15 protein-coding genes are annotated in these 13,209 nt (G+C 65.1%); 2 read left to right on the forward strand and 13 right to left on the reverse strand.

Annotated elements, in window-relative coordinates:
- The first annotated feature begins 58 nt into the window (after positions 1 to 58).
- Complete coding sequence (locus LOKO_RS01125) at positions 59 to 391, forward strand: hypothetical protein (RefSeq protein ID WP_066443903.1); 333 nt, start codon at positions 59 to 61, stop codon at positions 389 to 391.
- 54 nt (positions 392 to 445) lie between these two features.
- On the opposite strand, the gene LOKO_RS01130 is transcribed toward LOKO_RS01125, so the two are convergent.
- Together LOKO_RS01130 and LOKO_RS01135 are read right to left on the reverse strand one after the other, a co-directional pair.
- Complete coding sequence (locus LOKO_RS01130) at positions 446 to 706, reverse strand: hypothetical protein (protein ID WP_066443904.1); 261 nt, start codon at positions 704 to 706, stop codon at positions 446 to 448.
- A gap of 18 nt (positions 707 to 724) precedes the next feature.
- Positions 725 to 1,525: a M48 family metallopeptidase gene (locus LOKO_RS01135; protein WP_066443907.1), complete on the reverse strand. Its 801-nt coding sequence runs from the start codon at positions 1,523 to 1,525 to the stop codon at positions 725 to 727.
- A 127-nt stretch (positions 1,526 to 1,652) separates the two neighbouring features.
- Between LOKO_RS01135 and LOKO_RS01140 the strand changes: the two genes are divergently transcribed.
- The gene (locus LOKO_RS01140) at positions 1,653 to 2,522 is read left to right on the forward strand and encodes an ATP-binding protein (RefSeq protein WP_066443913.1); all 870 of its coding nucleotides are present in this window, start codon (positions 1,653 to 1,655) and stop codon (positions 2,520 to 2,522) included.
- A gap of 10 nt (positions 2,523 to 2,532) precedes the next feature.
- On the opposite strand, the gene LOKO_RS01145 is transcribed toward LOKO_RS01140, so the two are convergent.
- The 11 genes from LOKO_RS01145 to LOKO_RS01195 all read right to left on the reverse strand — a co-directional run bounded on the left by LOKO_RS01145 (position 2,533) and on the right by LOKO_RS01195 (position 13,192).
- A complete protein-coding gene (locus tag LOKO_RS01145; RefSeq protein WP_066443915.1) occupies positions 2,533 to 3,177 on the reverse strand; it encodes a hypothetical protein in 645 nt (214 codons plus the stop codon).
- 193 nt (positions 3,178 to 3,370) lie between these two features.
- Positions 3,371 to 4,774, reverse strand: coding sequence for a ribosome biogenesis GTPase Der (gene der, locus LOKO_RS01150; protein ID WP_066443918.1), 1,404 nt, complete (start codon positions 4,772 to 4,774; stop codon positions 3,371 to 3,373).
- Positions 4,771 to 5,937: an outer membrane protein assembly factor BamB gene (bamB, locus tag LOKO_RS01155; protein WP_066443921.1), complete on the reverse strand. Its 1,167-nt coding sequence runs from the start codon at positions 5,935 to 5,937 to the stop codon at positions 4,771 to 4,773. Before bamB ends, der begins: the two co-directional genes overlap by 4 nt.
- Positions 5,934 to 6,593, reverse strand: a complete 660-nt coding sequence (locus tag LOKO_RS01160) for a YfgM family protein (protein WP_066443922.1) — start codon at positions 6,591 to 6,593, stop codon at positions 5,934 to 5,936. Before LOKO_RS01160 ends, bamB begins: the two co-directional genes overlap by 4 nt.
- Positions 6,594 to 6,626: 33 nt before the next feature.
- A complete protein-coding gene (gene hisS, locus LOKO_RS01165; protein ID WP_262488985.1) occupies positions 6,627 to 7,967 on the reverse strand; it encodes a histidine--tRNA ligase in 1,341 nt (446 codons plus the stop codon).
- A gap of 25 nt (positions 7,968 to 7,992) precedes the next feature.
- A complete protein-coding gene (gene ispG, locus LOKO_RS01170; RefSeq protein WP_066443924.1) occupies positions 7,993 to 9,108 on the reverse strand; it encodes a flavodoxin-dependent (E)-4-hydroxy-3-methylbut-2-enyl-diphosphate synthase in 1,116 nt (371 codons plus the stop codon).
- A 10-nt stretch (positions 9,109 to 9,118) separates the two neighbouring features.
- Positions 9,119 to 10,135, reverse strand: coding sequence for a RodZ domain-containing protein (locus tag LOKO_RS01175; protein WP_066443926.1), 1,017 nt, complete (start codon positions 10,133 to 10,135; stop codon positions 9,119 to 9,121).
- Between the two features lie 30 nt (positions 10,136 to 10,165).
- Complete coding sequence (pilW, locus tag LOKO_RS01180; protein ID WP_066443928.1) at positions 10,166 to 10,900, reverse strand: type IV pilus biogenesis/stability protein PilW; 735 nt, start codon at positions 10,898 to 10,900, stop codon at positions 10,166 to 10,168.
- Positions 10,901 to 10,996: 96 nt separating this feature from the next.
- Positions 10,997 to 12,121, reverse strand: a complete 1,125-nt coding sequence (gene rlmN, locus LOKO_RS01185; protein WP_144439586.1) for a dual-specificity RNA methyltransferase RlmN — start codon at positions 12,119 to 12,121, stop codon at positions 10,997 to 10,999.
- A gap of 69 nt (positions 12,122 to 12,190) precedes the next feature.
- The gene (gene ndk, locus LOKO_RS01190) at positions 12,191 to 12,616 is read right to left on the reverse strand and encodes a nucleoside-diphosphate kinase (RefSeq protein ID WP_066443933.1); all 426 of its coding nucleotides are present in this window, start codon (positions 12,614 to 12,616) and stop codon (positions 12,191 to 12,193) included.
- A gap of 249 nt (positions 12,617 to 12,865) precedes the next feature.
- A complete protein-coding gene (locus tag LOKO_RS01195) occupies positions 12,866 to 13,192 on the reverse strand; it encodes a HesB/IscA family protein (RefSeq protein WP_066443935.1) in 327 nt (108 codons plus the stop codon).
- Positions 13,193 to 13,209: the final 17 nt, after the last annotated feature.

Raw genomic sequence — 13,209 nt, forward strand, 5'->3', positions numbered from 1 at the left:
CTGCGGGCTCGATGTACGAGCCCACTCCCGGAGTTTGAGCTAGACGAGAGGTATCGGAATGGCATCACCACCGCCCCGTCGCTCCAGCCTGGGTATTGTGTCCCTGCTCATGGCGCTGTTCGGCGCCGTGTTCCTGGCTGGGTTGGTCGTCGTGGCCTCGATTATCGCGGACAGTGCGCCGGGTGACACCGGGGGCCACTCGGCGGGCATCAGTCTGGTCGGTGTGGAACTGCTGTTCCTCATTGGCCTGCAGCTGATCGCCGCCGGCATGGGGGTTGCTTCGCTGCGCCGGCCCGGAGAGGGCCGGCTGTTTGGGCTGTTGGGCACCGCCACGGCGATGTTCATCATACTGATGGCCTTGTTGCTGACGCTGGCGGGTCGCCTGGCCTGACCAGAGGCTCCCTGGTGTTGTTCCAAGGGGGGGCCTTCAGCGGCAGCCATCTCATCAGCGACGCTTGACGTAGAGCCCGGCCATGCAGACGACCAGTCCCACCACGGAGAGCAGCATGCCGCCGTTGACCAGCAATGGCTGACGCTCCACCCAGGGCACGAAGGGCTGGGAGGTATCGCGGCAGACGCCGTCCAGATAGTCCCAGTAGCCGCCCTGCATGAGGGTGCATTCGCGTACGTCGCTGAGCTCCCAGAAGTAGAGACCCATCAGCATCAGCGGCGGGACGATCAACAGGAGTAGTCCGATTTTCAGCATTCGCTTTCCAGAAGTGGTTTAGGGACGGGGGCAGTTGGGCGTTCGCCCCGCCTGTCGTGCCTGCTCGTAGCGCGCCATGGCGCTGCCCATCTCCGCCTGCAGGCCCTGCATACGCTGGCCATGGCTGGGGTGGGTGGACATCCACTCCGGGGGACGGGCGCCGCCCTGGGCACTCATGTTCTCCCACAGGGCGAGGCTGGCACGCGGATCGAAGCCGGCATCGGCCATCAGGCGTACGCCGATGGTGTCGGCCTCGCTCTCGTGGCGGCGCGAGAAGGGCAGCAGGATACCGTACTGGGCGCCGAGACCCAATGCGCCCATCAGCTGCTGGCCGCCCTGTCCCTGCATGCCCGCCGCGGAGCCCAGTACCGAGAGCGCAAGCTGGGTCGAGGTGTGGGTCGAGACGCGCTCGTTGGCGTGGTTGGCGATCACATGACCGATTTCGTGGCCCACCACCGCGGCGAGCTGATCCTGGGTCTTGGCGATATCGAGCATGCCGGTGTTGACCCCCATGTAGCCGCCCGGGAGGGCGAAGGCGTTGGCCTGCTCCGATTCGAAGACGCGGATCTGCCAGTCCTTGTTGCGCTCACGCTCCGGCAGTACGGCAACCAGGGCGTCGGCGATGCACTGGGCATAGCGTTGCTGGGCCTGGCCGGCCGATGGCAGGTCCTGCTGGTACTTCTCGAAAGCCTCTCGTCCCATTTCGTTGAGCTGGGCGTCGGACATCAGGGTGAGCTGTTGCCTCCCGGTGGGAGAGGTTTCACAGGCGGCGAGGGTCAGGACCAGAGCGGTCACGGCAAGGGTGCGAATCCAGCGCATAGCGAATATCTCCTGTGTCCGGGACTATTGAGACCCTGGACGGGGATGGCGGTTCGCCACAAGATACCCCGTACCACGATCAGGTCAACCGTGATCGCACTTAGTCACCGATGAGGAGCCGCCGCCAATGGATGCCGAACTCACCCGACGCCTGTCTCGACTGCTGGATCATGTGGAGCATTGGCTGCCTCCGGTGCCCGAGGAGGTCGACTGGGAGCGCGATGTGGCTGCCCTGTGGCAGCGTCACGCCCTGGGCGGGCGGCTGCTGCCGGTACCGCCCCGCGACGCCCTGACGCTGGACGACCTGCTGGGCATCGAGCGACAGAAGCTGGCGCTGATCGACAATACACGCGCCTTCCTGCAAAAGCTGCCGGCCAACCACGCCCTGCTGTGGGGCTCGCGGGGCAGCGGCAAGTCGTCGCTGATCCGCGCCCTGCTCAACAGCCTGGCACCGGAAGGGCTGCGGCTGGTACAGGTCGACCGGCACGACCTGTCCGGATTGCCGACCCTGGTGGAGCAGCTGCGGCACCAGCCACAGCGCTTTGTCGTCTACTGCGACGACCTCTCCTTCGAGGGCCACGACGATGCCTACAAGGCGCTCAAGAGCGTGCTCGACGGTGCCCTGACGGGTCCGCCGGAGAACGTGCTGCTTTATGCCACCTCCAACCGCCGCCACCTGCTGCCCGAATCGCTGTCCGACAACGAGGCGTCCCAACTGGTTGGCGACGAGCTGCATCATGGTGATGCCGTGGAGGAGAAGATCTCGCTATCGGACCGCTTCGGGCTGTGGCTCGGCTTTTATCCCTTCAATCAGGACACCTACCTGGAGGCCTGCTGCCACTGGGTCACCCAACTGGGCAGCGCCAGTGACTGGGGTGCCGAGGCCCGTGCCGAGGCGGTTCGCTTCGCCACCCTGCGCGGCGGCCGAAGCGGCCGCGGGGCCTGGCAGTTCGCCAGCCACTGGGTTGGCCGCCGTCGCCTGCACGAGGGCCGCTGAGGCCCTCGGTTCATCCACGCTGCGGCGTCAGCTCGCCGTTCTGGCCCACGGCGAAGCGCAGGGTCGGGGTCCATAGACCCGCCGGCAGGGTGACGCCCAGGCCACGCAAGCTGCCCGGGGTGATCGCCAGCTCGCTTCCCGCGGGCAGTTCACCCTGGCGGGCCAGTTGGCTGGCCAGCTCGACCATGGGGGCCAGTCGATCACGGTCGCCGCCGAGCAGGTCGAAGGCTACCGGCAGCCGCAAGTTGGCATCGTCACCGGATGTCAGTGTCACATCCTGCTGATAGTTGCCACTGACCGGCTCGACGCCCGGCATGTCCAGCGTCCAGCGAAAGCCCGACATCTGCACCGGTGGCATCCCGGTGGGTAGTCCCAGACCCATGGCCAGCGTGGCTTGAACCGGCAGGCTGCCGGCCCCGAGGCTCGACAGCGCCAGTGACATGATATCGCTGGTGTCGAGGCGGGCATCCACGGCATATGGACCGATACGCACCTCCTCGACTCCCAGGGAGGTAACTGCCAGGCGGAAGGCAAAAAGGCCGGTCTGGGGCAGGGCCAGGCAGCCGGTCAGCAGCCCCGCCAGGCAAAACGGGGCGAGCAGGCGCCAGCGCCGACGATGGTGGGAAGGTTTCGGCAGTAAGCGGGTCAGGATCATGCAAGGGACTCCCTGCCCTGGAAGGGCAGCAGCGATTGGCAAACGGGCGTATTTCAGGTTCGACGGACCTTGCTGTCAAGATAATTTCCGCAACGGAACGGTAACCGGCAAGCGCCAGGACAGCACGAGGGAAGCGGTACTGCCGGCCGGGAGCCGGCGATGCCTGAGTAGCGGTGATGAGTAGTCGGCGGGTTCAGCGACGGCTCTTGCGAGCCTCCTTGGTGCGCCCCAGTTCGCGCTTCTTGGCCTTCTCGCGATCGCTGGCGTCGGCCATGGGGTCGAAGGGGTTGCTGCCGGAGCGGAATTCGAAGCGGATGGGGGTGCCGCGAACCTTGAGTACCTTGCGGAAGGTATTGATCAGGTAGCGCTTGTAGGCTTCGGGCAGCGCCTCGGTCTGATTGCCATGAACCACGATGATGGGCGGATTGCTGCCGCCCTGATGCGCCATGCGCAGCTTGATGCGGCGGCCATGTACCAGGGGCGGCGAATGCTGACTGACCGCATCCTGAAGCAGGGTGGTCAGGCGGTTGGTCGACCAGTGACTGTTGGCGGAAGCGAAGGCGCGCTCGATGGAGGGGTAGAGGTCGCCCACCGCCGTGCCGTGCAGGGCCGAGATGAAGTGCAGCTCGGCGTAGTCGGCAAAGCCCAGGCGGCGCTTGATCTCGGCGCGCATCTTCTCCTTGGCTTCGCTCTCCAGTCCGTCCCACTTGTTCACCGCCAGCACCAGGGCGCGTCCGGTGGTCAGCACGTAGTCGAGCAGGTGCAGGTCCTGCTCCACCAGGCCACTGCGAGCGTCCAGCACCATGATGGCGACGTGGCACTCCTTGATCGCTTCCAGGGTCTTGATGATCGAGAACTTCTCGAAGCTTTCGTGCACGTTCTTGCGTCGGCGGACACCGGCGGTATCGATCAGCACATAGGGCTTGCCGCGACGCTCGAAGGGGATCTCGATGGCGTCCCGGGTGGTGCCGGCCTCGTCGAAGACCACGACACGTTCCTCGCCCAGCAGCCGGTTGACCAGGGTCGACTTGCCCACGTTGGGGCGGCCGATAACACCGATGCGAATCCCCTTGGTGCCGGTATCGGCGGGAATGCTCTCGTCGCGCTCGGGGAAGGGTTCGAGTACCGTCTCGATCAGGGTGGTGACGTTGCGACCGTGGGCCGCGGCGATGGGGAAGGGGTCGCCAAGCCCCAGCGCCCAGAAGTCGGCCATGGCCGAGTGTTCTTCCAGGCCGTCGGTCTTGTTGACCACCAGCCAGGTCTTCTTCTGGTTGACCCGAAGGTGGTTGGCGATGGCCTCGTCGGCCACGTTGAGACCGGCCCGGGCATCGACCATGAACAGCACGATGTCGGCCTCGTCGATGGCCGCCAGGGACTGTTCGGCCATGGCGGCGTCGATACCCTCCTCGTCGCCGCTGATGCCGCCGGTATCGATGACCGTATAGCTCTTGTCACCGAGCAGGCCGTTACCGTACTTGCGGTCACGGGTCAGGCCCGGGAAGTCAGCCACCAGGGCGTCCCGCGAGCGGGTCAGGCGGTTGAACAGGGTCGACTTGCCCACGTTGGGGCGGCCGACCAGGGCAATTACTGGTGTCATCGGCGGATGTCCAGGGCTTCCAGGCGACCGTTATTGCTCAGCACATAGATGCGCCGCGCATCGGTCACGGGGCGCACACTGATGCCCGAACTGTCGATCCGGGTGCGGGCAGTGAAGCGTCCGCTCTGGGTGTCGATCAGATGCAGGTAGCCTTCGAAGTCGCCCACCACCAGATTGCCGCCGGCGAAGGCGGGTGCGGTGAGCCAGCGACCCTCAAGGTCACGGTTGCGCCACACTTCCTCGCCGTTGCGGGCATCAAAGGCGACCAGGTGACTGGCTTCGTTGACGGTGAAGAGCCGGTCGCCCACCAGCACCGGCGTCAGATGGCTGGAGTGTTCACGCTCCCACAGCACCTCGCCGGTGTTGGCCTGCAGGGCCACCAGGCGGCCGTTGTAACTGGTAACGAACAGGCGCCCATCCGGCGTCAGCACCGGCTGACCGCCGAGGTCGACCATGCGATCAATCTCGCTACGGCCCTGGGGTACGGCAATGCGTCGCTCCCACAGCGGCTGTCCACTGCGGTTGTCCAGGGTGACCAGGCGACCGTTGGCGAAGCCGGCGAAGGTGACTGGGTCGATAACCGAGGGAGTGCCGGTGCCGCGCAGGGTAAGGGCGGGCTCGGTGGTGCTGTGTGACCAAAGTTCCTGACCGTTGCTGCGATCCAGGGCGGTGACGCTGCCATCGACGCTCTGCACCACCAGCAGCTGCTGGGTCGGCTGGGGGGCGGCCAGCACTTCACTGGGTACCCGTGAGCGCCACAGCACCTCGCCGTCGTCCTGGCTTAGCGCCAGCACTTCGCCATTGCGCGTGGCCAAGTAGATTTCGCCGGCCACGGCGGTCAGGGCGCTGGAAACGCCGACATCAAGATCCTTCTGCCATAGCCGACTGCCGCTGTCGGCCTCGAAGGCCATCACCCGGCCGCGCTCGTCGGCGGCATAGAGGGTGCCGTTGTCAAGCGACGGCGCGATGGGGTACTGGGCACGCCCGAGACCCTGGCCGACCCGCTGGCGCCAGTCGCTGTCCAACTCGGCGGTGGCATCGAAGCGGGTGAGCTCCTTGGGCGAGTAGCGCGGCTCGGACTTGCTGGCGCAGCCGGCCAGCAGGCCGATGGTGAGGGTGGCGACAATGGCCAGAGATGCCTTGCGCCGCATGATGGAAATCATAGTATCGCCTCTTCAACGCCAAGGTCTTCCAGCTTGAGCTGGACACCGTAGATCGGCTGGTCACGCTGTTCGGCGTGGGCCAGCGCTTCACGCCAGGCTTCCCGCGCCTGGTCTTCACGGCCCAGCGCGAGCTGGGCGTCGCCGCGGATATCGGCTCGCTGGGCGGCAAGTGCGTCGGGGATGCCGCTGCCGAGGGTCTCGAGCGCGGCTTCGGCATCGCCCTGGGCCACCTGCAGCCGGGCCAGGCGCAGTCGCGCCAGGCCCTGGATGTAGTCGCGCTTGCTCGCATCGATCACCGACCTGAGGGCGGTCACGGCGGCATCATGGTCGTCCTGCGCGACCGCCAGGCGTGCGTCGATAAGCCGTGCCATGTCGGCATAGAGCGTGCGGCCGTGGTTGTCGACGATCTCGTCGGCCAGGGCACGGGCCTGGGCGAGGCCTTCATCGTCCAGCGCCTCGGCGTCAGCCAGGTTGACCAGCTGCTGGTAGCGCAGCGAGGCCGCCTCGGCCTGGTTTTCCTGATAGTTCTGCCAGGCATTCCAGCCAAATATGCCAGCGGCGGCGAGGGCCACGCCGGCGATCAGCGAGGTGCCGTTCTCTTTCCACCAGCGCTTGATGGCATCCAGCTGCTCTTCTTCAGTTCTCAGCTCCGCCACGGGCGGTCTCCTTTACGGCATGTCCGATTCGGGTCAGGCGGTCGTGCTTCCGACAACCTTGCCTGACAACAAGGTGGCGAGTTCGGTGCCCAGCGAGTTCCTGCTCAGGCTCTGCTGATCGCGCGCTTCACGCAGGAACTTCAGGGTCACTCGATCATTGGCCAATTCATCCTCGCCCAGCAGGAGGGCAAGGCGGGCGCCGCTCTTGTCGGCTTTCTTGATGCGACTCTTGAAGCTGCCGCCGCCACAGTGCAGCTGCAGCCGTAGCTCGGGCAGCGCGGTGCGCAGCTGTTCGGCCAGCAGCATGGCGCTTCCGGTGGCGTCATCATCCATGGGCAACAGGTAGACGTCCAGCTCGTCCAGGGCGTCCTGTGGTACCAGCTCCAGTGTCTGAAGCAAGAGGACCAGCCGCTCGATGCCCATGGCGAAGCCGACGGCCGGTGTCGGCTTGCCGCCGAGCTGCTCGACCAGGCCATCGTAGCGCCCGCCGGCACATACCGTGCCCTGGCTGCCAAGCGCGGTGGTGGTCCACTCGAAGACGGTGCGGCAGTAGTAGTCCAGCCCACGCACCAGGCGCGGGTTGATCGTGTAGTCGATGCCGGCGGCCTCGAGCATCTTGGTGAGCTGCTCGAAGTGTTCGCGGGATTCGTCGTCCAGGTGGTCCATTAGCCTGGGCGCATCGGCCAGCATCGGTGCCATGTCCGGGTTCTTCGAATCCAGGATGCGCAGCGGGTTGCTGGTCAGGCGGCGCAGGGAGTCCTCGTCGAGCTGGTCGCGGTGCGCCTCGAAATAGGCCACCAGCTTGTCGCGATAGGCGGCCCGGGCCTCGTTGGAGCCCAGCGAGTTCAGCTCCAGGGTTACATGATCGAGCAGGCCCAGCTCCTTCCACAGCCGTGCCGAGAGCAGGATCACCTCGGCGTCGATGTCGGGGCCGTCCAGGCCGAAGGCTTCCAGGCCGACCTGATGAAACTGCCGATATCGCCCCTTCTGCGGGCGCTCGTGGCGAAACATCGGACCCTGGTACCACAGCCGCTGGGTCTGGTTGTGCAGCAGGCCGTGCTCCATGGCGGCGCGCACGCAGCTCGCCGTGCCCTCGGGGCGCAGGGTCAGGCTGTCGCCGTTGCGGTCCTCGAAGGTGTACATCTCCTTTTCGACGATGTCGGTGACTTCGCCGATTGAGCGGGCGAACAGGGCGGTCTGCTCGACGATGGGCGTGCGGATCTCGGCATAGCCGTAGCGCTGCATCAGCGACTGCACGGTGCCCTCGAAGTACTGCCAGAGCGATGAATGCTCCGGCAGCAGGTCGTTCATGCCGCGAATGGCCTGAATCTTCTTCTTGCTCGGCTCTTTATTGCTGACTGGGGACTTGCTCAATGCTGACTCCTTGTTGCCGCCCGGTTCACTGGTCGCGGGCGATCACGTCCTGTTCTGCCTGCTCTTTCTGGTGTACCCGCTCGCGTATCAGGCGCTCTAGGTCATCGACAAGGTGCTCGTTGCTCAGCTTTGAGGCCGGCTTGCCGTCGATATAGACGAGGTTGGCGGGCGAACCGCCGGTGAGGCCGACATCGACCTCCTTGGCCTCGCCGGGGCCATTGACCACGCAGCCGATCACGGAAACGTCCAGCGGCGTCATGATGTCCTCCAACCGTTCCTCGAGGGCGTTCATGGTGCCGATGACATCGAAGTTCTGGCGCGAACAGCTGGGACAGGCGATGAAGTTGATGCCCTTGGCACGCAGGCGCAGGCTCTTGAGCATGTCGAAGCCGACCTTGATCTCCTCGACCGGGTCGGCGGCAAGCGAGACGCGAATCGTGTCGCCGATGCCGTCCATCAGCAGCATGCCCAGGCCAATGGATGACTTCACCGTACCCGAACGCAGGCCGCCCGCCTCGGTGATACCCAGGTGGAGCGGCTGCTCGATCAGCGTGGCAAGCTGGCGGTAGGCGGCCACCGCCATGAACACGTCCGAGGCCTTGACGCTGACCTTGTACTCCTGGAAGTCGAGGCGATCGAGGTGGTCGATATGGCGCATGGCCGACTCCACCAGAGCTTCCGGTGTCGGTTCGCCATACTTGCGCTGCAGGTCTTTCTCCAGCGAACCGGCATTGACGCCGATGCGGATGGGAATGCCGTTGTCCCGGGCGGCGCTGACCACGGCGCGAACCCGCTCCTCCTTGCCGATGTTGCCTGGGTTGATGCGCAGGCAGTCGACGCCGAGTTCGGCGACGCGCAGGGCGATCTTGTAGTCGAAATGGATATCGGCCACCAGCGGCACCTCGACCTCGCGCTTGATGCGGCCGAAGGTCTCGGCGGCCTCCATGGTCGGCACCGAGACTCTCACGATATCGGCCCCGGCGGCTTCCAGCTGCCGTATCTGGGCCACGGTGGCGGCCACGTCCAGGGTGTCGGTGTTGGTCATGCTCTGCACGGAAATGGGGGCGCCGCCCCCTACCGGAACCTTGCCGACATGGATCTGGCGGGACTTGCGTCGAATAATGGGCGATTGAGCGTGCATGGTGACGGAATCATTCTCCCAGAGTGAAGCGAGCAACGTTGTTGGCGCCGGCGCGGGCCGCGAGATCGACCGCTTCGCCGCGCCAGATCAGCTCGACGCCGGTGGCATTGCCGATGGTCATGCGGAAGGGCGGTTCGCCCTCCACGTTGGCGGTGGTGCCGGGCTCCTGGAGGCCGACGAAGATGCGCTGGTTGTTGGCATCGAAGATCTCGGTCCAGGACTGTTCATTGAAGGTCAGCTGCAGCTGGCGAACGTCGCCGGCGGCGGGTGCCTCGACGGCTTCGGGCTCCTCTTCGGCGACGATATCGGGGGTCTCGGCGACCTCTTCGGCTGCTGGCTCGACGTCGGTGGGAATCGGCGCATCGATGTCGGTAGGAATCGGCGCATCGATGTCGCCAGCGGCCGCTAGCCGTTCAGCGCCAGTAGGGTCGACCTGCGGGGAGGGGGCGGCGGGCGCCTGGGTGCCGACCGGGTCAACGCCCTCTTCGGGCAGCGGCGGCAGCGTCTCTTCCACTTCGGGTCGCGGCGACTCTTGCACCTCGGTGGTGGTGCCATCGAGGTTGTCCACCGAGACAGGGCTGCTGTCGCCGAAGTCGAGCAGATCGTTGCCGCCCCGGCTCTGCCACCAAACGAGGGTCAGGCCGATCAGCCCGGCAATGACCAGCAGGGTTACCAGCTTGAACAGCCAGGCGCCGATTCGGGAAGGGGGGCGGGAGACGTTTACCGGGGTCACCCGCTGCTCCACTTCCTGGCTGCTGAAACGACTGCTATAGGACTCGAGGACGGGCCGATCATCCATGCCCAGCAGGCGGGCATAGGCGCGCAGATAGCCGCGGCGATAGGCGGCAACCGGGACCTGGTCGTAGTTATCCTCTTCCAGCCCGACGACGACGGCTGGCCGCAGGTTGAGTGCCGTGGCCACCTCTTCTCGGGAGAGACCCTGGGACTCGCGCTCACGGCGGAGCAGTTCGCCGGGAGAGGCCTGGGACCCGAAGTCGACGGTATCGATATTGTGATTGTCGCTCATGGCTGAGCATCCTTCGTCATGAATCGTTGATCAAGGGGCGTCACGTACGGTGTCCGAGTCAGGGGTGACCGCCGTGTTCCCGCTTCGGGCCACGGCGATGTCATTGGCCAGTGCCTGGGCATTCGGTGTCATGCCCGCCAACCGGATATAGGCATCCAGTTGCTGGCGTGCATGTTCCGGGTTTCCCAGCATCAATTCCAGTTCTGCCAGTGCGAAATAACTCCTCGGGCTACGTGGCTCAAGGCTCTGGGCGCGCTCGAAGCCGCTGCGAGCCTTGGCCAGGTCCCCCAGCTCCCAGTAGCACTGCCCCAGGTTGGCAAAGAGCTGCGCACGGTTGGCGTACTGGGTATCGCGGGATGCCAGCTCGAGCTGTTCGCAGGCCTCGGCGGTACGGCCCTTGTCATAGAGAAAGGCAGCGTAGTTGTTGCGCGCCCGGCTGTAATCGGGATCGGCCTTGAGAGCCTGCTGGAAGGTCTCGTCGGCCAGCTCGTCCTCACCTTGCCGTTGATAGACAATGGCCATGGCCTGAAGTGCCTGGGGATTTCTCGCATCGTTCTCCAGGGCGCGGTTGAGCGCCGCGATGGCACGTGGGAGGTTGTCCTGCTCCAGGTAGGCCATGCCCAGCTCGGTGAATGCCTCGGCGGGGCTGCTGCCGTCACTCCGTTCGGCCTGGCTGGCACAGCCGGTCAGCCATAGCGACCCGGCGAGCATCGCCACCAGCGAGAGTGGCCTGAGTCGGGAGGTCAGGGAGGGGCAGCGCGTCATGGCATCCTCATACAAAGAACTCGTCGGCAGTGGTGGCGGGAAAAAGCCAGTCCATCAAAGCGCCGTGAGGTGTTGAAGTCAAGGCAGCCACCCGCTTCAGTCGGCGTCGATCTGTATCGAGCGGATATAGCGCTCATTCCGTTTGGTGCGATCCTTCACCCGTCCCACCAGTTGGCCGCAGGCGGCATCGATATCGTCGCCGCGCGTACTGCGAACCGGTGCCGTGTAACCCAGTTCGTAGAGCCACTGCTGGAAACGCATCGTCTGGTTGCGCGACGGCGTCTCGTAGCCCGAGTGGGGAAAGGGGTTGAAGGGAATCAGGTTGATCTTGCACGGCAGCTCGCGCAGAAGTTCGGCGAGCTGCTCGGCGTGCTCCTGCTGATCGTTGACGTCCTTGATCAGTGTGTATTCGATGGTCACCATCCGCGTATCGCCGCACTTGGCAAGGTAGCGCTGGCAGGCGTCCAGCAGGGCGCGAATGTTGTACTTGCGGTTCAGCGGCACCAGCTCGCTGCGCAGCTCGTCGGTGGCGGCATGCAGCGAAATGGCCAGGCTCACGTCGAGCTCGTCGCCCAGCTTGTCGAGCATGGGGACCACGCCGGAGGTCGACAGTGTGACCCGGCGCTTGGAGAGGCCGTAGCCATTGTCGTCCAGCATGAGTTTCATCGCCGGTACGACGTTGTCGTAGTTCATCAGCGGCTCGCCCATGCCCATCATCACCACATTGGTGACCGGCCGGTTGGCGGGGTCGCGGCGTGGACCCAAGCTGTTGCTTGCCACCCAGACCTGGCCGATGATCTCGGCGCTGGAGAGGTTGCGCTGGAAGCCCTGCTTGCCGGTGGAGCAGAAGCTGCAGTCCAGCGAGCAGCCGACCTGGGAGGAGACGCACAGGGTGCGCCGCTTGCCGTTCTCTGCCGGGATCAGCACGGTCTCCACATAGGTGCCGTCCTCCACTTCCAGCACCCACTTGCGGGTGCCGTCGCTGGAAGTGCCCTCATAAACCACCGCTGGTCCACGAATCTCTGCTACCTCGGCCAGGCGTGTGCGCAGCGCCTTGGACAGGTTGGTCATGGCTGCGAAGTCGTCACAGCCTTCGTGGTGAATCCATTTCATCACCTGGGCGGCACGAAACTTCTTCTCGCCGATGGAGAGGAAAAACTCTTCCATCTCCTCGCGAGTCATGCCGAGCAGGTTGGTGCGTTGGGAAGCGGTGGCGGTCATGGCATCACGGACATCGGAGGGACAGGGGCGGGGGCAAAAATGCCCCCGCATAGGCAGGCCTGGTGTGGCTCAGCGCGGGCAGATTTCGTCAGCACTAAAGAAATAGGCAATTTCACGCTCGGCGGAGGCAGAAGAGTCGGAGCCATGCACGGCATTGGCATCGATAGTCTCGGCGAAGTCGGCGCGGATGGTGCCCGGGGCCGCTTCCTTGGGGTTGGTGGCGCCCATCAGGTCACGGTTCTTGGCGATGGCATCGTTGCCTTCCAGCACCTGCACGACGACCGGACCCGAGGTCATGAAGCCGACCAGATCCTTGAAGAAGGGACGCTCCTTGTGCTCGGCGTAAAAACCACCGGCCTTCTCTTCGGAGAGCTGCAGCATCTTGGCAGCCACGACCTGGAGGCCGGCCTTCTCGAAGCGTGCAATGATCTCGCCGATGGCGTTCTTGGCGACAGCGTCGGGCTTGATGATGGACAGAGTGCGTTCGGTAGCCATGGGGGCCTGTCTCCGTTGGTAGTACGTATGGGGATAGCGCCACGCTATGCCGGGTTCGAAGGAAAACCGGCGCGGCGCGGCGCTACGAATAAAGGTGCGTTCGACGTCGCACGCCAGGGCGGCACGACGATTCAGCGCATAAACAGTGGGCGCAGAGTATAACGCTCCCGGCGGGCGTTGAACAATCGTCCAGTCTCCGGGGGCGGAACAATCGCCCGGTTGCCAAGGTGGAAGGCCCGGGTGAACGCGTCACACCGTGAAGCTTTCCCCGCAGCCGCACTGGTCCTTGACGTTGGGATTGTTGAAGCGGAAGAAGCGGTTGAGCCCCTCCGAGACATAGTCGACCTCGCTGCCGTCGAGCATCTCCAGCGCATCGGGGGCGACGAAGACAGTTACGCCGTGGTCCTCGAAGGCGATGTCGTCATTGGTCGCTTCGTCGGCGAAGTCGAGCACATAGCTGTAGCCCGAGCAGCCGCTGGGCTTGACCGAGACCCGTAGGCCCAGCCCTTGGCCGCGCTCCTCGAGCACCCGTTGGATCTGCTCGGCGGCGGCGGTGGTGATCGAAAGATGCGCCATCGTCATTCTCCTGCTTG

This window comes from Halomonas chromatireducens, from assembly GCF_001545155.1.
Lineage (GTDB): Bacteria > Pseudomonadota > Gammaproteobacteria > Pseudomonadales > Halomonadaceae > Halomonas > Halomonas chromatireducens.